This is a genomic window from Streptomyces sp. NPDC111520, from assembly GCF_055635295.1.
This window is the reverse complement of sequence record NZ_JBVKBW010000031.1, coordinates 18,780-37,490: the sequence shown is the minus strand read 5'-3', so window position 1 is coordinate 37,490 and position 18,711 is coordinate 18,780. Positions and strand designations below refer to the sequence as shown.

Sequence of the window (18,711 nt, the reverse complement as noted above, 5' to 3'; positions counted from 1 at the left end):
CGAGCGGTCGCGATGAGGAGGCACGAACCGGTTGCTCCTCAGTTGCAGAGGTCGAATTCTTTCTCGGCCCAGACGATCTTCCCGCCCGGTATCGGGCGGGTACCCCAACGGCGGGACAACTGGGAGACGAGGAAGAGACCGCGGCCGTTCTCATCGGCGGTGCCCGCGTTACGCGGCCGCGGGGAGCAAGCGTCGGTATCCGACACTTCAACGGTCAGGACCTGGTGCCGGGTCAGACGCAGATCGATCGATCCGGTGCTGTGGCGTACTGCGTTGGTGACCAGCTCGCTGACGATCAGCCTCATGGAGTCCTCAAGTCCTTCCAGCCCCCACTTGGCCAGCTGGCCGGCAGCCAGGTCCCGGGCATGGCCGACAGTGGTCTCGTCGGGAGACAGCGTCCACGAGGCGAGATGGGTCGGCGTCAGTACGCGAGTGCGGACCAGGAGCAGGCTGGCGTCGTCGGACGCCGGCCGGCCTTGGATGAGCTGCATCGCACGGGTACACAGCTCCTCCAGGGGGAGGTCCCGTTGCGCGAGGGTGGTGCCCAGACGGTGCATTCCCTCCTCGATGTCTCCGTCGCGGGTCTCGACCAGGCCATCGGTGTACAGGGCGAGGAGGCTTCCTTCGGGCAGTTCCAGCTCCACGGCCTCGAAAGGGATCCCCAGTCCGATGCCGAGGGGGGCTCCGGTGGGAAGGTCGGGAAAGGTGACCCGGCCCTGAGGGTCGATGATCGTGGGTGGGAGATGTCCGGCCGTTGCCATGGTGCACTTCCGGGTGACCGGGTCGTAGACGGCGTACAGGCAGGTGGCACCCACCACGGTGGCAGCCGGATCCGAATCCTCGGCGTCCTCTTCTGCCAGTCGCTGGACCATGTCGTCGAGGCGGGCCAGTAGCTCATCGGGGGGCAGTTCCATGTGGGCAAGCGTGCGTACGGTGGTGCGGAGCCTGCCCATGTCCGCAGCCGCGTCGATGCCGTGTCCGACCACATCGCCGACGACGAGGGCGACCCGGGCGCCGGACAGCGGGATCACGTCGAACCAGTCGCCTCCGACGCCGCGGTCGATGTCGGCGGGCAGGTAGCGGGAGGCCGCCTCAACCGCCGAGCCTCCCCGCAGACGGCGTGGGAGCAGATTGCACTGGAGCGCGAGGGCTGTGGTCTGCTCGCGCGCGTACTGGCGCGCGTTGTCCAACGACACCGCGGCGCGGCTGACCAGCTCTTCGGCCAGGAGCAGATCGCACTCCTGGAACGGCATCGGGTTCTCGGTGCGGACGAACAGCGCCGTACCCAGCAGCTGCCGCCGCGCCTGGATGGGTACGAGCATCACGGAATGTATGCCGTTCTCACGGATCCTCCGCGCCAGTGCCGGATCCTGGTCGATCCACGAGCCTGGGGCGGTGTCCATGATCGGCTCCAGATAGGACCTCCCGGTGCGCAGGACCTGAAAGCAGGGCGCGTTGTACGGCCTGGAGACCGTTTCACCGCGCTCCCACGCGGATTCCGGGACCCCTGGGCGGATCGAGGCCATGCCGGCGCGTCGGAGAACGGGGAGGCGTTCTCCCAATGTCTCCACGCTGAGCGGGGGCCCTTCGCCGAGCGTGACCGACTGCTCCAGGTCCACCGTGACGAAATCGGCGAACAGGGGTACGGCGAGATCGGCCAGTTCCTGGCTGGTCTGCATCACATCCAGGGTCCTGCCAAGACCTTTGCCGGCTTCCCCTAGGACGGCGAGGCGCCCACGCACCCGCTGGCTCTCCGTGACATCGACACTGATGCCGCATACCCCCAGGGGCTGGCCGTCGGCGCCCTGGAGAGAGGTGAACGAAACCGCGAACGGGTGCTCGTGGCCCAGAGTCGCCGGCAGCCACGTCGGGTACTCGTGGACCCTGGTCGTACCGCTCTGGCGAACCTGCCGCATCACCTCCTCGATCCTTTCGGCCTCGACACCGGTCCACACCTCGGTGATTCGACATCCGAGCCGCTGCTCTCGGGAGATGCCATCGTGGCTCTCCATCACGTCGTTCACCCAGGCGCAGCGCAGCGCCAGGTCACGAACGACGATGCCGATCGGCGCGCGGGCAAGAAGCGCCTCCCGCACCGATCCGCTCGTTTCGTCCCCGGAAGGCACGCCGACGTCGGTCATGGAAGCGAGCCACCGGACTGCTCCGTCCCGCCCGCGCACCGTCGACATCCGTAGGCTGACGTCGAGCACGCGGCCATCTCGATGGCGCACCGCAGAAGTGCCCGACCAGCCGTTCCGGGCCCGGCACTGTTCGACGAACGCCGACATTGCCGACACTTCTTCGAAGCGAGGCAGGACGAGCGCGGCCGACCGCCCCACCACGGCCCCGGCGGAATATCCGACAAGCCGCTCGGCGGTCTGCGTCCATGCGACGACCACCCCTTGCTCGTCGAGCAGCGCGAACACCGCGTCCGACACCCCTGACGCGTTCATCTGATTGCCGAAGGTCGCCGGGTTGGGGCTGGTGATGGTCATCAAGCTGCTGCCTCGGGTTGCTCGGAGTTAGGTGAGCTGGGAGAAAGTAAGGGCGATTTGCCCCTTTCGCGCTCTTGACCGGGCAGAGGTCCATTTTGTGACAGCGCTGCAACCTCAAAGCTCACGAAATGGTGAGAGTGAGGAGTGCGGGGGGAGGTCATCGCCTTGGGGGGCTCCCCTTCGGGGCCGCGTAGATGGAACTGACCGAGGGCACCCTCCTAGCCCTGTACACCGACGGCATGTTCGAGAGCCGTGACCACGACGTCGAGGCGGCGTGGACCGCCTGGGCACGTCCTCGCACAACCCGATCTGTCCCTGGACGGGCTCTGTATCCGTGCGATGGTGCCGTCCCAGGATCAGCAGGCGTTCGACGACGCCAGCCTGCTCCTGGTCCGCACCCACTCGCTCAGCCCGACCCAAACCGCCTCCTGACCGCTGCCCCATCTCGGCCGTCCCCGGATGGCATACCCCGGATGCTGTGCACAGGATGGAAGAGCGGGCGCCGCCTTCAGCCCCGACCTCCGGAGCGCCTAAGGGGATGGTTTGCATGTCGTACCCAAAGCAGGTGTATTTCGGCAATGGGGGCGAGGTAAACGCTCACTTCCTGCCGTACGACACCGCGCCGGACGTTGGCGGACCTGAAGCCCGCATGGCCATCCGCTACCTTGCGACGAGCGACAGCACCCGTGGCGAGTTCGGCCTCTACCGGGTCATGCTGAGGGCGAAGGCGGGTGGTCCTCAAACGCACTTCCACCGGACCATCTCGGAGTCCTTCTTCATTCTCAACGGCACTGTCCGCCTCTTCAACGGCGAGCAGTGGGTCGACGCGAGAGAAGGCGACTTCTTGCATGTTCCGCAGGGCGGGTTGCACGCCTTCCGCAACGATTCCGACTCTCTGGCCGAGATGCTGCTGCTCTTCACGCCGGGTGCGCCGCGTGAGGAGTTCTTCGAGAAGATGCGGGAGATGGGCAACGCATCGGAGGCGGAGCGAGCCGAGTTCTTCGACAAACACGACCAGTATTTCGCCGGCTGACCGGTCACCGCACGCTCCCGTAGCGTCGAGGCCCGGGCGTGCAGCCCACGGTATCTCTCGATGAGATGGCGGCAGTCTCTGACTTTCGTTGGACTGTGCCTGTTGCTTCCAGTGACTCTGTTAGAAGTTCAACCGGTACAGGAGGATGAAGATGACTTACAAGACGCCACCGACATATCTGGGCAGCGGTGATCCGGCGCGGCAGCGCAGGGACTACTACCCCCCTTGGCTGGACAATCTCGCCGATGATGTCACGCTCGAGGCCGGAGTCTTCAACGGGACCGTCCACGGAGCCAAGGACGTTTTGGCGATACTGTCCTACGCGCGCACTCTGTACGAATTCCAGGACTTCATCTACATCGGTAAGTACGGAGAGAATGGATTCGTCGAGGACTATGCGGCGACCGTGGACGGCAGGCCGATCGCCAATATCGCTGTCGTTTATATGAACGAAGAGGGAAAGACGCAACATCTTGTGATGAATCACCGTCCGTTGCCGATGCTCCAGTACTTCTCCCGGAAGCTGGGCGAGCACTTCGCTGGGACAGAGTACGAGAAGTACTGTGCTGACCCGTCGGATGTCGACCGGAGCTGAACGAAGTTCGACCCTCTGCGCACGGCCCGGTGCTCACCGCAGTCGATGGGCAGCGCCGTACTCCGAGCGTGGTCTTTGTCCACGGTGGCGTTGGTTGATCCTTTCCAGATCGATGCCGGTGGAAGGTGAAGCACCTCTTGCAGTGGGGCCCGTATAGAGGGGTGGCGGCACACGGGCGCTGTCATGCGCGTCGGATGACCAGCACGGCCACGTCGTCGTGGTGGTCGACTGCGATCGCGGCGTCGAGGACGCGGTCGGCGGTCTCTTCAGCGTTCAGTCCGTCGTGGACGGCCTGGGCGGCCAGTGTTCCGGCTCGTTCCAGTCCGGCGTCCAGCGTCAGTCCCGGCCCTTCGACCACGCCGTCGGTGACCATGATCAGCGCGCTGTCGTTGTCCAGGGTGAAGGTCTCCTTCCGGTATTCGGTGCCGGGCAGGACGCCCAGGACGGGCCCGCCGGGCAGCTCGCGTACTTCGTGGCTGCCGTCTCCGTGTGCGCACACCAGCGGCACGTGGCCGGCACTGGTGCCGGTGACCAGCCCATCGTGTGGGTCGATGTGCAGCATGGCGCAGCTGGCGAATCGTGCGGAGGCCGTCGCGACGAGCAGTTCGTTGGTTCGGGTCAGCACGGTTCCGGGATCCGGTTCCTGGGCGGCGATCGCGCGCAGGGACAAGCGGACCTGTCCCATGAATGCGGCGGCGTCCACGTCGTGTCCTTGGACGTCGCCGATTTCCAGCGCGATCGCGCCGTCGGGCAAGGGGAACGCGTCGTACCAGTCCCCGCCGATGTCCAGCCCGTCCCGGCTGGGCCGGTAGCGGGCGGCGACCTCCAGGCCCGGGAGGTGTTCGGGCAGTGTGGGGAGCATGGTGTGCTGAAGTGCCGTGGCCAGCTCGACGCGTGCCTGTTGCAACCTGATCCGCTTGAGTGCCTGCCCTGCCAGGTCGGCCAGCGTGCCCACGAGGGTCCGCTCGTCCTGGGACGGCAGGTATTCGCGCGGGTAGACCATCGCCCACGCCCCGAGCGGCTGGTCGCCGGGCTCGCTGAGGGGGGTGATTGAGATGGCGTAGTCGGAGCCGAGTCGGAGGAAGCGCAGAGATGGAGCGTGCGGCCAGCGGCGGATGAAGTCCTCGCGGTTGGTGATGAACTGCGGCTTGCCGGTACGGATCGCCTCGGAGAGCGGGGTCGGCTGGTCCAGGCGCAGGCCGTGCAGGGCCTCGACCTCGCGCATGCCGATCCTCGCGTCGGTGGAGATGCGCAGACGGCTGCCGTCGACGAGCGCGAGCAGGGCGCCGCCGGCGCCGAAGGTCGCGGCGAGCCGGGTCAGGACGACCTGCCGCCATTCCTGTTCCGTGGTTGCGGTGATCAAGGCAGAGGAAAAGTCGGCGGTGTCCTTGGCGCGCTGCCGCTCGGCAGTCAACGCGGCCTTCTCCTGCTGCCTGCGCTTCTCCTGCTTGGTGTCGTCGCGGACCACTACGAAGTGTCGTTCGGGGCCGTCGAAGCCCAGCTGGAGACGACGGACTTGAACGGCCAGTCGGTGCCAGCCGTCGTGTGGGGTGTGGTACCTCAGCCTTATCCAGGGGGACTGCTGGACGGAGGCCGAGTGCAGAAGGTGCCGGAAGACCTCCTTGTCGTCGGGGTGCACTGCCGAGATCATCGTGGAAATCGGCGCCGTCGGATCCGGGATGAGCGCAACCAGCGTGGGCAGGCCACCGAGCCACTCCAATTGGTCCCCTTGGGGTGAATACATCCACAGGCCGAGGCCGGCGGCCGCGGTGGCCAGCCGGAACGGGATGAGCAGGCTGGCCAGGTCGTTCCGCGCATCCAGGGCGCGTACCCAGATCAGCTGCTTGTCGTCGGCGGGATCCTTCACCTGTCGTGCCTCGAGCAAGCAGGCAACGGGTACTCCGCTTGGGCCGGGAAACTCCAGCTCCCGCATCGCGACCGCATCCGCCCTGGCGGCGTGGGCCACCAGACTCTCGGCCGGCATTCGCTGGCTCGCAGGCCACAGATCCTTGAAGTCGCGTCCCAGGCACCGCTCCGCCGTCCTGGCCAGCGCCGTGGCCATCGCGGCGTTGAGGCCGCGTATGGCACCCTCCAGCGTCAGAAGGGCTGACGGGCAAGCCCTTCGAAGCAGTTCGTCCGAGGCGTCCATCCGTGGCTCCCTGGCCCATGCCGAAACAGCCTCTTCATCCATGTTCGCGCATTTCTTCGCGATGTCTCGATAGGGGGTCGCCGGCTGCCCCCGCATCCGCCCGAGCCTCTACGGGCGGCTGCCCGCCGCCTCCGCTGAGAGCCGGGCCCTTCCGCGTACGAGGCGGGGGCCAGTGTCGCGCCCGTAGCAACGGGCACTCAGGGTGGGCTGCGAGTGATCTCTCACCGAGTGAAGAGAGCCAATTTCTGTGCGCGAATTGGTTCCCGGATTCGAGTGCGTCTGCGGGCTGTTTGCATCCACTGGTGCCGCTGTGGACGTGAAGATCCGACAGGCGAGTCGGCCGGCCGTGGGCGGCGCCCTCCGGTGACGCGGACAGTGACTTCTGAGCCGTTCCTTGGCCGTGCGAGGCGCGCTGCATTGACCGACGACGACCAGGGACCACGGGCCGGGAATGGCCAAGCTCAGGTCAGAGGCGTGAGCCAGGTCGGTACCCAGTTCGAGCCGGTCCTCAGCGCATTCGGATGCCTCGGCCAGTCTTACGGCGTGCCGGCGTGAGGAGATGTCTTGCCTGCCGGGGAGGGTACTGGGCCGGACTGGTCCCAGCCGGGGGTGAGTTCCTCGCGGTGGATGTCCTCGCCGTGGACTTGTTCCCCGCAGGTCTCGCAGACCGTGTGGGTGACGAGTTCGTGGTCTCGGTGGAGGATCCGGCTGGGTGGTGTGGTGACGGCCCAGCGGTCGCCCCAGCCGATGAGTTCGCGGGTGATGCCCCCTAGGTCGCGCCCGGCCTCTGTCAGGTAGTAGCCGTTGTGGTGTGCGTCGTCAGGCAGCGGGCGTCGTTCGAGGATGCCGCTTTCCACCAGCGCTTTCAGGCGTGCCGCGAGGCGGTCCGTGGGGGCGCCGGTGTTCCTGGCGATCTGCCGGAACCGGTGGTTGCCGAGCATGACCTCGCGGATCGCCGGCAGGGCCCATCGGTCGCCGATGACCTGTAGGGCGGCGGCGAGCGAGCAGGGGCGGCCGGCCATGTCCTGGGGATCGATGCGCGTGCTCACGTCCCCAATTGTCACACCGGATGGTTTGATTTTCAAACCACCCTGTGCTTCGCTTGCGGCATGGCTTCAATGCTTCGATTTTCAAAGCACCCTCGAGCGGCCGTCGCCGTCGTCCTGGTGGCCGTGTTCATGACGAACCTTGATCTGTTGATCGTCAACGTGGCGCTTCCGGCGATGGGAGAGACCTTCTCCGCGGGCGGCGGGGGCGCGAGTCTTGGTTCGCTGTCGTGGGTCCTGAACGCCTATGCGATCACCTTTGCCGCGTTGCTGGTGCTGGCCGGGCGTGCCGGTGACCGGATAGGCCAGCGGCCGGTCTTCCTGACCGGGATCGCTGTTTTCACCCTCGCGTCGCTGGGCTGTGCTCTGGCCCCGAACCTGGGGACCTTGGTTGTGGCCCGGGTGGTGCAGGCCGTCGGGGCGTCCGCGCAGATTCCGACGTCGTTGGCCCTGCTGCTGGCGACGGTGCCGGCCGAGCGTCGTACGCATGCCACCCGGAGCTGGGCTGCGGTCGGTGGACTTGCCGCGGCCGCCGGGCCCGTTGCTGGCGGCCTGCTGACCGAGGTGAACTGGAGGTGGGTGTTCGCCGTCAACCTGCCCATTGGCGTCGCGGCGCTCGTCGCCGGCCGGTCGGTCCTGCCGAAGCCGGCCGCCCGGGAGGCCGGCCCGTTGCCCGACCTCCTCGGCGCCCTGCTGGTCATCTCCTCGGTCGCGACGCTGTCCGGGGCGCTGGTGCAGGCGCCCGACTGGGGCTGGACGAGCGGCAGGACCCTAGTGCTCCTGGCGGTTGCCCTGATCAGCGGCGCCGCGTTTGTCCTCAGGTCGCTGCGGCACCCCCACCCGCTGTTCGAGCTGGACCTGCTGCGGCTGCCGCGCTTCGGAGCGGCGAACGCGGGCAGCCTCGTGTTCGGCGTCGCCTTCGCGATCATGCTGCTGTCGAACGTGCTGTGGTGCCAGGACGTCTGGCACTGGAGCGCGCTGCGCACCGGCCTGGCCCTGGCCCCCGGTCCTGCCCTTGTGCCGGTCGTCACTGTTCTGACCGCCCGTCCCGCACAGCGCTACGGCCACGGCCCGCTGGTCGCCGCGGGCGGGTTGCTGTTCGCTGGCGGGATGGCCTGGTTCGCGTGCTTCGCATCCGTCACACCGGATTACTGGCGCGGCATGCTGCCCAGCCAGCTGCTGACCGGTGTCGGGGTCGGGCTGGCGCTGGGCACTTTGGTGGCCGCCGGTGTGCACGCCGTGCCGGGGCATCGTGCGGCAACTGGGTCGGCGCTGGTCAACTCCGTCCGCCAGGTGTCGACCTCGGTCGGCGTCGCCGTTTTGGTCGCGGTGGTCGGCTCCCACATCGGGGCGGCCTCACTTCACGACTTCCGGATCGTCTGGTGCATAGCCGCCGTACTGGGCCTGGCCACTTCGGCGTTCGGTGTGCACCTCAGCCGCGGCGGCGCGGGCCAGATGGCGTTTGCCGCGTCGAGGTAGCTCGAGGCGGATGCCTGGGCTCCGACGGATGGTGCTGACCGACCGCTTTTGCCTTGAGTGCGGCGTCAACGCCCGGCGATGGCTTCCGTATCCCGGCCCCGATCGACTGCAGGAGACTTACGTGAACGAACTGCTCACCGCGGCAATCGAAGCCCACGGTGGACTCACACGCTGGCGTGATCTGACCCGGGCGCGAGCCACCCTGGTCAGCGGGGGACACCTGTTCGCCGCCAAGGGCCTGCCCCAGGATCCTGAACCGCGCGAGATGACGGTGCTGCTCCACGAGGAGCACGCCTCGGTCAGGCCCTTTGGGGCCCCTGACCAGGAGACCGACTTCAGACCCGGACGCGTGAGCATCAACAAGCTCGACGGGCGGGTGGTCGCTGTCCGCGAGGACCCGCGGTCGTCCTTCAGCGGCCATACGTTCAACGCCCCCTGGGACGCGCTGGACCGCGCCTACTTCAATGGTTATGCGCTGTGGACCTACCTCACCACGCCATTCCTGCTGGCCATGCCCGGCTTCACCGTCACAGAGATCGAGCCGTGGCAGGAGGGGGACGAACTTTGGCGTGGGCTGCGCGCCGCTTTCCCATCCGAGATCGCCAGCCACAGCACCCACCAGGACTTCTACTTCGGCCCCGATCACCTGCTCCGCAGGCACGACTACCACGTCGATGTGGCGGGCGGCTTCGCCGCCGCGCAGTACGTGCACGACCGCGTGGAAGCGGACGGCAACATCGTGCCCACCAAGCGCCGGGCTTACCGCCGCAACGCCGACGGTCGCCCCATCCCCGACGAGGTCATGGTCTCAATCGACCTCAGCGACATCCACTTCACCTGACACTCGGCAGGTGCCTGCTCAGGAGAGGAGATCGAGGGTCACGCCGATCTTTTGCGTCTCAGCCTGTTGATAGGCCAGCCAGGCGAGGACCAGGTCCTGCCAGGGCAGTCCGACTGGGGCGTAGGCGGTGATCTCCGACGCATGCGTGCGTGGGAGAGCGTCACCGCGGATGATCTCACTCAAGGACGCGGCGGCTGTGGAAGCCGGTAGGCCGGCATTGGCGAGTGCGCCATGAGCGGCAACGAGTGACACGTCGTCGACGATCAATCGCGTGGAGGCGAGCACGTCGGGAGAAAGCTCCTGCTTTCCCGGTTCGTCGGAGCCGAGCGAGGTCAGGTGCTGGCCGGGCCTGAGTTCTTCCAGGTGCAGCAGGGGCCTGCGGGACCACGTCGCCAGCACCACGATGGATGCCTCGGCAGCGACCTGTGCGGCCGTGGAGACGGTGGCGCCGCCGTGTTGGTCTGCGAAGGCGGCCGCGCGCTGCGGATCGGTGTCGTGCACGACGAGGCGGTCCCAGGTTCGTAGCTCGCCGAGTCCGCGAATGGTGAGTTCGGCCTGGGCGCCGGCTCCGATGACGCCGACCGTGTGGGGCGCGTTCCCGGTCGGCATGGCAATCAGGTGAGTCGCCAGGGCTGCAGCAAGGCCCGTGCGCCAGGCGGTGATGGTCGCGGAGTCCAGCAGGGCCAGCAACTCGCCGTCTGTGCCGCTGTGGAGGCAGATCACTCCCCGGAGCGCAGGTGAGGCAGCGGGAAACTTCGCGTTGGCCTTGACGCTGTAGGCGTTGATGCCGGGCAGCAGTCCAGGCAGCAGAGCTGTTGCAGTACCTGGAAAAGGAAGATCGGTGCGGACACGCTGACCGGGGACCGCGTTTGCAGCGGAGGCACTGAACCCCTCCCGCAGAGCCTGGATGCAGGCCAGGGGGTCGAGCAGACTGAGCAGGTCAGTGCGGGTCAAGATGCGGGTCATACGGGTCACAATCTCACGCATCCTGCAGGCTGCCGGAACTGGCGGAAGCGCAGGCAAGGCGGCCTGCGTAAACCGCTCTCTTGCGCCTACTCGGACAAGGGGACGGGGTGTAAAGACGGGGCGCTCATCGCCGGGAACATGCTGGCCCAGGTGGGGACTGTCCCTGACCGAGCCGCGCTGGTCCTGCTTGCCGCGCCCGACGAATACGCCACCGGATTTCCGGCACGGTACAAGTACCCAGCGCTGTGCGTGTGCTCCGTCAGCCGAGGTGTTCACGGAACCAGGTGACGGCGGCGGCTCTCGCTTGGTCGAATTGGGCGACGTAGGGGTCGAAGTGGCCGCCTGGGATCAGGTGCAGCCGCTTGGGTTCGAGTGCGCGTTCGTAGGCGGCGAGCGCGAGGTCGGTGACGGTGACCTTATCGGCGAGGGCGACCACCATGAGCAGAGGAGTGGGGGAGACCCGTGTGATCCAGGTCCCGGGTTCGTACATGCGGGCCGCGCGGGTGGACCGGATGGTGACCTTGTTCTCCCACATGCCGCCGGGCGCGGGCTGCAGGTAGAAGTCGAGGGCTTCCTGCGTGCGGTAGGAGGCGGGGACCGTGGGGTCGCTGCTGACGACGGCCTGCGTGCGCGGGGCCTCGCCCTGGAACCGCGCCCGCTCGTCCTCGGCGAAGGATTCCTCCAGCGCGGCGACGGCATCTGGTGCTACGCGGCGTTGTCCTTGCTCGAATCCGCTGATGGTGGGCACCTGGGCGACCACCGCGCGCAGTCGGCGGTCGGTGGCGCCCAGCACGATGGCGTGGCCGCCGGCGTAGCTGGTGCCCCACAGGCCGATGCGGTCAGAGTCGACCTCGGGCCGGCTCTCCAGGTACGAGATGGCCCGTCGCCAGTCGGCGATCTGCTGCCAGGGGTCGACGTCCTGCCGGGGCGTTCCGTCGCTGGCCCCGAAAGTGCGGTGGTCGTGCAGCAGCACGGCGAATCCGGCCTCGGTGAAGGCTCGTGCGAACGGCTCGAGGCCGTGTTCCTTGATCCCCGCGTAGCCATGGGCCATCGTGATCGCCGGATGCGGCCCGGGCCCGTCGGGCAGGTGGAGCCATCCGCGCAGCGTGACCCCTTCGTCCGCGGTGAACTCGATGTCCTTGCGCTCGGCCATGAGCGACAACCTCCTCGATGAAGCGGGGATTCACATCTGGGCGGTCACGCCGTCGCCGCAGCGGGCGGTGCGTGACCTGTCCGATTTCGCCCAGGGGCTGAGAAGCGGGTCGCATGGGGGAACAGCGCGTTCGTCACGCCGTGTATGCGGTCGCCTGTGCGTGCCTGACGGAGGCCCGCCACCGGGTTCACCAGCGAGGGGGGCCGTCGGCGAGCTGGATCTCTCCCCTACCGAAGGAGAAGTTCTCATTCGGAACCGGTACCAGCGCGATGAAGACGTCGTCGGGGGAGATACCGAGCGTCTCGACCACCAGCTTGTTGATGGTCGCGATCACGGCCCGCTTGTCCTGAAGGGGGCGGTGCGCGCCGATCAGGACGGTGATGATCATGGCGTCGCTGCTGCGCTGCATACCCATGAACGTCGGGTCCAGGAACAGCTCGTCCTGGCCGTGTTCGCTGATCATGATGAAGCGGTCGCCCTCGGGGATCCCGAGGCCCTGGACCAGGGACTGGTTGAGCGCGTCGGCCAGCGCACGTTTTTGGGCGGGGGAGTAGCGCCGGGCGGGGACATGGGCGTTGAAGACGGGCATGGGATCCTCCGTCAAGGGACGTGTGCGGGAGTCTGGGGGCTGTGGGTGGGGTGGCTGATTCATCCCCGGGGTCGCGTCGGCGTTGACCCGAGCCGGTGCTGTCGCGTCGTTGCGGGCGGCGTGCCGCACGCGCGGTGATCGCACCTGCGGCACCCGTTTCCCGGGAAGACTTGTCCGGGGTCTCACACGAAGGCGCTCTGTCCGGTGATCGACTTGCCCACGATCAGGGTGTTCATCTCGCGGGTGCCCTCGTAGGAGTAGAGGGCCTCGGCGTCGGCGAAGAACCGCGCGATGTCGTAGTCCAGCAGGATGCCGTTGCCGCCGAAGATCTCGCGGCTCCAGGCGACGACTTCACGCATGCGCGAGGTGACGAAGCCCTTGGCCAGCGCGGAGTGTTCGTCGCGGAAGATGCCGGCGTCCTGCAGGTGCGCGAGCTGGGTCAGCATGCCCCAGGAGGCGGTGATGTTGCCCAGGCTCTTGACGAGCAGGTCCTGCACCATCTGGAACTTGGCGATCGGGCGGCCGAAGGCGATGCGCTGCTTGGCGTAGTCCAGGGCCAGTTCGTAGGCGCCGATCATGAGGCCCAGCGACTGCCATGCGACTCCGCTGCGGGTCATGCGCAGGATCTCGGCGACGTCGCGGAAGGAGTTGATGTTCTGCAGCCGGTTTGCCTCCGGTACGCGGACGTCGTTGAGGGTGATCTCGGCGTTCTGCACGATCCTCAGTGCGATCTTGCCTTCGATCTTCTCGGGTGTGAATCCCGGCGTGCCCTTCTCGACGACAAATCCCTTGACGTGGTTGTCGTCGACGTCGCGTGCCCAGACCACGACGTAGTCGGCGAAGGTGGCGTTGCCGATCCACTTCTTGACTCCGTTGAGGATCCAGGTGTCGCCCTGGCGCTGGGCGGTGGTGCGCATGCCGCCGGCGACGTCGGAGCCGCCCAGCGGCTCGGTGAGGGCGAACGCGCCGATCTTGTCCATGGTCGCCATCTGAGGAAGCCACCGGTCACGCTGTTCCTGGCTGCCGCCCGCGTAGATGGAGTAGAACGCGAGTCCGTTGTGGACGCCGAAGAAGGTGGCGACCGAGGCGTCGATGCGGGTCATCTCCATCGCCAGCATGCCCCCGAGCAGGTGGCTGGTCGCGTGCTGGTACTCGCCGTAGCCTTCGTAGGACAGCGCTGCCAGTCCGCTGCCGCGGAAGGTGTCGATGAGTTCCTCGGGGAACTCGCCCTTGGCCCAGTTGTCGTTCACCAGCGGCTTGACCTCCTTGTGCAGGAAAGTGCGTGCCGTAAGGAGGATCGTGCGTTCGTCGTCCGGGAGCAGCGACTCGTAGTCGTAGAAGTCGGCGGTCAGGTGTTCCTGCAGCTCGGCGGCGGTGGTCGTCATGTCAGTTCTCCTCGCTGTGTGCGTTCGTGTGGGCGGTGCCGTCCAGAGCGGAGAGCACGGCGAGCTGCCTGCGGTCGCGTTCTTCGACGAGGTCCGCGTACGTGCGGGAGCCGTAGGCCTTCTCCACGGCCTCCACGACCCGCAGCCGGTCCGCGGGGTGCCCCGAGGGTTCGCCGGGCGTGAGTTCCCCCATGGACGCCCCGATGTGTTCGACCAGGTGGCGGTAGCCGCCGGGTCCGCCGCCGAGGTGCTGGCCGAGGAAGAGCCCGACCGTCGCCCAGCGGATGCCCAGTGAACGGGTCAGCACCGTGTCGAGGTCAGCCGGGGTGATGACGCCCTGCTGGACGAGGTAGGCGGCCTCCCTGCTGAGCGCGTGCTGCAGCCGGTTCCCGACGAACCCGGGGACCTCCTTGCGTTCGACGACCGGGGAACGGCCGACGAGCGTGTAGAAGTCCACGGCGTCCTGAACAGCGTCCTCGCTGGTGTACTCGCCCGGCACGACCTCGACGAGCGGGATCACATGGGGCGGATTGAACGGGTGACCGATCAGGATCCGGCTCGCATCCTGGAGGTCCCCGGTGAAGGCCGTTGCGGGGATCGCCGACGACGAGCTCAGCAGCAGCGCGTGCCAGGGAGCCTCCTCCACCAGGCGGGCGAACAGCCGCTTCTTGAAGTCGAGGTCCTCGGGGCCGTTCTCCTGCACGACGTCGGCGTCGTGGACGGCTTCGGTGACGTCGGCCGCGACGTGGACCCGGTCGGTCAGGCCCGCGACGTCAAGGCCCAGGGCGGCCAGGTGCGGTGCGCTCTGTGCCAGCGCCGCCTCGACGGCCTCGGCGAGGTCGGGGCGCGGGTCGCTCACCCGGACGGTCAGGCCGTGGCCGGCGAACAGCGCCGTCCAGGACAGTCCGATGGTGCCCGCGCCGATCACGGCTGCGGTGCGGAAGTGGTGCGTCATCGCGTGTCCGCCTTCAGGTAGTCGAAGACCGGCGCGACCGGGGCGAGGGTGAGGTCGGCGAGGATGTGACTCGCCGAGGCGATCTCCAGGACGGGCAGGTCCGCCAGTGGGGCCAGGACGTGCTGGAAGAGCTGCAGCCGGGCGGGGCCGGTGTACGCGGCCTTTACCACGACGTCGGTGATCCGGGTGCGGACCAGTTCCTGCACGCGCGGTACGCCGTCGTAGCCCGGGATCGTCTTGAGCATGAAGGTCGGCACCGAGATCTGTGTTTCGGCCTCACGCGCGTCGAGCGGGTGGTGCTTGTAGCCCATGGTCGCGGTGGCGACCCGCAGCGAGCCGTAGTCCAGCGTGCCGACCAGCACACCGTGGTCGACGTACAGCTTCGGTGCGCCCATGACCTTCGGGTAGGCGCCGATCTCGCGTCCGGCCGCTGTCGCCGGGAAGTTGTCGAGGTACATCGCGTGCAGGTACTCGCCCCGCTCGCCCTCGAAGCCGACCTGAATCGCCTGGCCGCCCTCGGTGTAGGGGCCGTACCCCGTGACGTCGTTCATCTTCATGATCTCGAACCGGACCAGTGGCTCCTCGACCCGCAGGGGTTCGGGGACGACGGCGCGCAGCGCGTCGGGGTCGGTGCGGTAGACGACGCTGAGGTACTCACGGTCGGTGAACCGCGGAGCCACGGGCGGGAACGCCGGGCTGGTCAGCGGGGTGGTCGCGTGGCGGCGTACATCAGGGATCCGCATGTCACTTCCCCGTCCACCGCGGTGCGCGGCGCTCGGCGAAGGCGGTCATGCCCTCGCGGACATCGGCCGAGGCCATCAAGGTGTCCTGCGCCACGCGCTGCGCGGCGAAGGCGTCGGTCTCGGGCGTGCCGTCGGCGTGCCGCAGGAGGTTCTTCACCGCGGCCAGTGCGAGCGGCGCGTTGTGCGCGAGCTGCTCGGCGATGTTCAGGGCGGTGGCCACGGCCTCGCCGGGCGCAGTGACCCGGTTGGCCAGGCCCAATTCCCCGGCCCGGCGACCGCTGACGGGCTCGCCGGTGAGCAGGAACTCCATGGCCAGGTGGTAGGGGATGCGCCGGGGCAGCCGGATTACGCCGCCGCCTGCGGCGATCAGCCCGCGCTTGACCTCGGGCAGGCCGAGCGTCGCATCCTCGGCGGCGACGATGAGGTCGCACCCCAGGGCGAGTTCGAAGCCGCCGCCCAGGGCGAATCCCTCCACGGCGGCGATCAGCGGCTTGGTGAGTTCCGCTTCGGTCAGGCCGCCGAATCCACGGCCCGGGATCACGGGCAAGTCGCCGTTCAGGGCGGCCTTGAGGTCCATGCCGGCGCTGAAGGTGCCCTTCGCTCCGGTGAGGACACCGGCCCTAAGGGTGCTGTCGCCCTCCAGTTCGTCGAGCGCCGCGGCCAGGCCGGCGGCGACCGCGGAGTTCACCGCGTTGCGTGCCTGCGGGCGGTCGATCGTGATCAGGAGGGTCGAGCAGATCCGCTGGACGCGCACATCGCTGTTCATGATTTCTCCCATGGCTCCGCGCGGCTCAGCCGGCGTCCGTCAGCTCGGCGAGGACCTCAGCGGTGTCCTGTCCGGGCACCGGGGCAAGGCGTCGGATCGAGCCGGGCGTGGCCGAGAACCTCACCGGGATTCCGATCGTGCGCACCGGGCCCTCGGTCGGGTGGTCGACCGTCTCCAGCAAGTGGCCCTCGCGGATGTAGGGGTCCTGGTGCGAGTGGTCCAGCTCCAGCACGGGCCCCATCGGGATGTTGTGCTTGGCGCACACCTCGGCCCACTCCGCCGTGGTCAGCGCGGGGGCGCACTCGTCGACCAGGTCCGACAGGTCGTCCACGTCCGCCATGTTGAGGGCGGGGCCGTTGACGCGCGGGTCTGCGGCGAGGTCCGGGCGGCCGGCGGCGGCGAAGAAGTCGCGGTAGTTGTGCGGGTTGTACGGGACCACGGCGGCCAGGCCGTCCTTGGTGCGCCGCGCCCGGTGGTGCTGCGACAGCGACCGCGGGTAGCCCGTGGGGCCCGTCGCGGGATCGAAGGTGTGCCCGGCGAGATGTTCGACCAGATTGAACGTGATCAGGGTGTCGGCCATCGGGATCTCGATCTGCTGACCCGAACCCGTCCTGTCCCGGTGCACCAGGGCGGCGAGCACGCTGTAGACGATGGTCAGTCCCGAGACCTTGTCGGCCAGGATGGACGGCAGGTAGAGCGGTGTGCCCAGGGCGCGGTTGGAGATGTCGACCAGTCCCGAGGCGGCCTGCACGGTCTCGTCGTAGGCGGCGGCGTCGGCCCGGTCGGAGTCGGCGCGGAAGCCTGCGGCGTGCGCGTAGACCAGGCCCGGGTTGGCGACGGCGAGGTCGTCGTAGGTCATGCCCAGGCGGGCCAGTGCGCGGGGGCGCATGTTGGTGATCAGGACGTCGGCGGCGTGGATCAGCGCGAGGGCCTGGGCGTGCTCGGCCTCGTCCTTGAGGTCCAGCGCCACGCTCCGCTTGTTGCGGTTGACGTTGAGGTGCAACGGGGTCATGCCAGGCGTGTTGCGGTACTCACCCACGTGAAGGGAGTCCGAGGGTGACTCGATCTTGATGACATCGGCACCCAGATCTCCCAGGATCTGGGCCGCATACGGGCCCATGACCACGGTCGAGAGGTCGATGACCCGCACCCCGTCGAGCGGTCCGGGGGAGTGCGATTCCGCCATGGGCGCGTCCTTTCGCTGCTTTTGCCGGATACGAAAGAAACGCTAAGCGCACATTGCAGGCAGCGGAATTATCGTATTGCTGACATCGGTGTGACCGCAGCGGTCACACCGAATGGGGGCGCTTCCGGTGCGAAGTGGCATGTACGGCCCTCCATCAGCGTGTGCCGGTGCAGGAAGTCTTTCGCCACGCGAGCAGCCCGTTCTCGGGCGCCGTCTTGGAAATTTGGCGTTTAATGGTGCTGCCTGGCCCATGCATTTTAGATTCTCGCAAGAAGCAGATTCCTTTGCATTTATTTTGGGCCTGTGGCGGTGAACCAACGGACTGGCGGGGCCGCGGCCGGGCCGGTGTGGCGCGCGTCCCGCCCTTGGGGTCGCAGAGTCGTGCAGGCTCAGACCGGCGGATCAGGCTAATGTGTTGGGGTGGAGATATTCCATTTGCGATATTTTGTTGCGGTTGCGGAGGAGTTGAACTTCTCGGCGGCGGCCCGTCGCATGCACATGGCCACCTCGCCATTGAGTCAGCGGATCAGGGACCTGGAGCGTGAGCTCGACCAGCGGCTCTTCGACCGCAGCACGCACCACGTCACCCTCACGCCGGCCGGTGAGGCGCTGCTGCCGATCGCGCGGGACGTTCTGGAGCGGGTCAACTCCATTCCCTGGCGACTCCGTGAGGCGTCCGGTGTGGTGCGCAGCACCATGTTCGTGGGCATCCCTCCAGGGGTGCACCCGCGGATCAGGGAACAGGTCACCATGCTCGCCGAGCGTGTCTGCGAGTGGTGCGAACTCCTCACCTGGCCCGGCAGCACCAAGGCCCTGATCGCAGGCGTGTGCGAGAGCAGACTCGCGCTGGCGCTGGCCCGGCTGCCGATCAACGACCCCGTACTGGACGTCTTGCCCGTCCTGTCGGAACGGCTGGGAGCGGTGGTGCCCGCCGACCGGTTCGCCGGGAGGGACTGCGTGGCCCTGGCCGACCTCAGCGACCTTTCCTTCGTCGTCTCCCCCAGAGAGATCAGGCCCACCTATTTCGAACTACTCGACCGGGAAATGGCTGAACGAGGGGTCAAGAAACGTATCAAGCTCACCGACACAGGCTATGACGGAATTGCCGAAGTAGTTTCCGGAGGGCTGGCCTTTTACTTTTCCATACTCCACGCGGAAAGCCCCATGCACGGCTACGCGATGGAGAACACGAAAGTCCTGCCGTTCGCGGATTTCGAGCCCCGACTGGATACCGCCCTGATCTGGCGGCATGACCGGGCAGCTGCAGGGGACCTCGACAAACTCATCGATGCCGCCCGTGAGGTCTTTGCCGACCCGCTCCACATGTGAG

At 67.6% G+C, this 18,711-nt stretch carries 16 protein-coding genes; 5 read left to right on the top strand and 11 right to left on the bottom strand.

The window, feature by feature from the left end:
• Nucleotides 1-38: 38 nt before the first annotated feature.
• Entirely contained in the window at nt 39-2,495 is a 2,457-nt protein-coding gene (locus ACZ7MY_RS40020; protein WP_499610519.1) for a SpoIIE family protein phosphatase, read from the bottom strand.
• A gap of 547 nt (nt 2,496-3,042) precedes the next feature.
• Here ACZ7MY_RS40020 and ACZ7MY_RS40015 point away from each other — a divergent pair.
• Nucleotides 3,043-3,528, top strand: a complete 486-nt coding sequence (locus ACZ7MY_RS40015; protein WP_499610518.1) for a cupin domain-containing protein — start codon at nt 3,043-3,045, stop codon at nt 3,526-3,528.
• A 151-nt stretch (nt 3,529-3,679) separates the two neighbouring features.
• A complete protein-coding gene (locus ACZ7MY_RS40010) occupies nt 3,680-4,123 on the top strand; it encodes a hypothetical protein (RefSeq protein WP_499610517.1) in 444 nt (147 codons plus the stop codon).
• A gap of 181 nt (nt 4,124-4,304) precedes the next feature.
• Here the strand turns inward: ACZ7MY_RS40010 and ACZ7MY_RS40005 are convergent, their stop codons facing one another.
• Entirely contained in the window at nt 4,305-6,272 is a 1,968-nt protein-coding gene (locus ACZ7MY_RS40005; protein WP_499610515.1) for a SpoIIE family protein phosphatase, read from the bottom strand.
• A gap of 536 nt (nt 6,273-6,808) precedes the next feature.
• A complete protein-coding gene (locus tag ACZ7MY_RS40000) occupies nt 6,809-7,321 on the bottom strand; it encodes a winged helix-turn-helix transcriptional regulator (RefSeq protein ID WP_499610512.1) in 513 nt (170 codons plus the stop codon).
• A 60-nt stretch (nt 7,322-7,381) separates the two neighbouring features.
• On the opposite strand from ACZ7MY_RS40000, the gene ACZ7MY_RS39995 reads away from it, so the two are divergent.
• Nucleotides 7,382-8,797 (top strand): MFS transporter, encoded by a 1,416-nt coding sequence (locus tag ACZ7MY_RS39995; protein WP_499610511.1) that lies wholly within the window; start codon nt 7,382-7,384, stop codon nt 8,795-8,797.
• 121 nt (nt 8,798-8,918) lie between these two features.
• Complete coding sequence (locus tag ACZ7MY_RS39990) at nt 8,919-9,638, top strand: hypothetical protein (protein WP_499610509.1); 720 nt, start codon at nt 8,919-8,921, stop codon at nt 9,636-9,638.
• A gap of 18 nt (nt 9,639-9,656) precedes the next feature.
• Here the strand turns inward: ACZ7MY_RS39990 and ACZ7MY_RS39985 are convergent, their stop codons facing one another.
• The 8 genes from ACZ7MY_RS39985 to ACZ7MY_RS39950 form a co-directional block, all read right to left on the bottom strand.
• Entirely contained in the window at nt 9,657-10,604 is a 948-nt protein-coding gene (locus ACZ7MY_RS39985) for an ornithine cyclodeaminase family protein (protein WP_499610507.1), read from the bottom strand.
• A gap of 259 nt (nt 10,605-10,863) precedes the next feature.
• On the bottom strand, nt 10,864-11,757 hold the full coding sequence (locus tag ACZ7MY_RS39980; protein WP_499610505.1) for an alpha/beta hydrolase: 894 nt from the start codon (nt 11,755-11,757) through the stop codon (nt 10,864-10,866).
• Nucleotides 11,758-11,944: 187 nt separating this feature from the next.
• Nucleotides 11,945-12,346, bottom strand: a complete 402-nt coding sequence (locus tag ACZ7MY_RS39975; protein WP_499610503.1) for a tautomerase family protein — start codon at nt 12,344-12,346, stop codon at nt 11,945-11,947.
• Between the two features lie 182 nt (nt 12,347-12,528).
• A complete protein-coding gene (locus ACZ7MY_RS39970; protein ID WP_499610501.1) occupies nt 12,529-13,731 on the bottom strand; it encodes an acyl-CoA dehydrogenase family protein in 1,203 nt (400 codons plus the stop codon).
• Nucleotide 13,732: 1 nt separating this feature from the next.
• Complete coding sequence (locus tag ACZ7MY_RS39965) at nt 13,733-14,686, bottom strand: 3-hydroxyacyl-CoA dehydrogenase NAD-binding domain-containing protein (protein WP_499610498.1); 954 nt, start codon at nt 14,684-14,686, stop codon at nt 13,733-13,735.
• Nucleotides 14,683-15,429 (bottom strand): acetoacetate decarboxylase, encoded by a 747-nt coding sequence (locus ACZ7MY_RS39960; protein WP_499610495.1) that lies wholly within the window; start codon nt 15,427-15,429, stop codon nt 14,683-14,685. The genes ACZ7MY_RS39965 and ACZ7MY_RS39960 overlap by 4 nt, the downstream gene beginning before the upstream one ends.
• A gap of 1 nt (nt 15,430) precedes the next feature.
• Complete coding sequence (locus tag ACZ7MY_RS39955; RefSeq protein WP_499610492.1) at nt 15,431-16,195, bottom strand: crotonase/enoyl-CoA hydratase family protein; 765 nt, start codon at nt 16,193-16,195, stop codon at nt 15,431-15,433.
• A 25-nt stretch (nt 16,196-16,220) separates the two neighbouring features.
• The gene (locus ACZ7MY_RS39950) at nt 16,221-17,381 is read right to left on the bottom strand and encodes a CaiB/BaiF CoA transferase family protein (RefSeq protein WP_499610488.1); all 1,161 of its coding nucleotides are present in this window, start codon (nt 17,379-17,381) and stop codon (nt 16,221-16,223) included.
• A gap of 420 nt (nt 17,382-17,801) precedes the next feature.
• On the opposite strand from ACZ7MY_RS39950, the gene ACZ7MY_RS39945 reads away from it, so the two are divergent.
• Nucleotides 17,802-18,710, top strand: a complete 909-nt coding sequence (locus ACZ7MY_RS39945) for a LysR family transcriptional regulator (RefSeq protein ID WP_499610485.1) — start codon at nt 17,802-17,804, stop codon at nt 18,708-18,710.
• Nucleotide 18,711 lies beyond the last annotated feature (1 nt).

Bases quoted from the DNA above. Each gene is read 5' to 3' on its own strand.
- ACZ7MY_RS40020 (WP_499610519.1), bottom strand. From the start codon at position 2,495: ATGACCATCACCAGCCCCAACCCGGCGACCTTCGGCAATCAGATGAAC.
- ACZ7MY_RS40015 (WP_499610518.1), top strand. From the start codon at position 3,043: ATGTCGTACCCAAAGCAGGTGTATTTCGGCAATGGGGGCGAGGTAAAC.
- ACZ7MY_RS40010 (WP_499610517.1), top strand. From the start codon at position 3,680: ATGACTTACAAGACGCCACCGACATATCTGGGCAGCGGTGATCCGGCG.
- ACZ7MY_RS40005 (WP_499610515.1), bottom strand. From the start codon at position 6,272: ATGGACGCCTCGGACGAACTGCTTCGAAGGGCTTGCCCGTCAGCCCTT.
- ACZ7MY_RS39995 (WP_499610511.1), top strand. From the start codon at position 7,382: ATGGCTTCAATGCTTCGATTTTCAAAGCACCCTCGAGCGGCCGTCGCC.
- ACZ7MY_RS39985 (WP_499610507.1), bottom strand. From the start codon at position 10,604: ATGACCCGCATCTTGACCCGCACTGACCTGCTCAGTCTGCTCGACCCC.
- ACZ7MY_RS39980 (WP_499610505.1), bottom strand. From the start codon at position 11,757: ATGGCCGAGCGCAAGGACATCGAGTTCACCGCGGACGAAGGGGTCACG.
- ACZ7MY_RS39975 (WP_499610503.1), bottom strand. From the start codon at position 12,346: ATGCCCGTCTTCAACGCCCATGTCCCCGCCCGGCGCTACTCCCCCGCC.
- ACZ7MY_RS39970 (WP_499610501.1), bottom strand. From the start codon at position 13,731: ATGACGACCACCGCCGCCGAGCTGCAGGAACACCTGACCGCCGACTTC.
- ACZ7MY_RS39965 (WP_499610498.1), bottom strand. From the start codon at position 14,686: ATGACGCACCACTTCCGCACCGCAGCCGTGATCGGCGCGGGCACCATC.
- ACZ7MY_RS39960 (WP_499610495.1), bottom strand. From the start codon at position 15,429: ATGCGGATCCCTGATGTACGCCGCCACGCGACCACCCCGCTGACCAGC.
- ACZ7MY_RS39955 (WP_499610492.1), bottom strand. From the start codon at position 16,195: ATGAACAGCGATGTGCGCGTCCAGCGGATCTGCTCGACCCTCCTGATC.
- ACZ7MY_RS39950 (WP_499610488.1), bottom strand. From the start codon at position 17,381: ATGGCGGAATCGCACTCCCCCGGACCGCTCGACGGGGTGCGGGTCATC.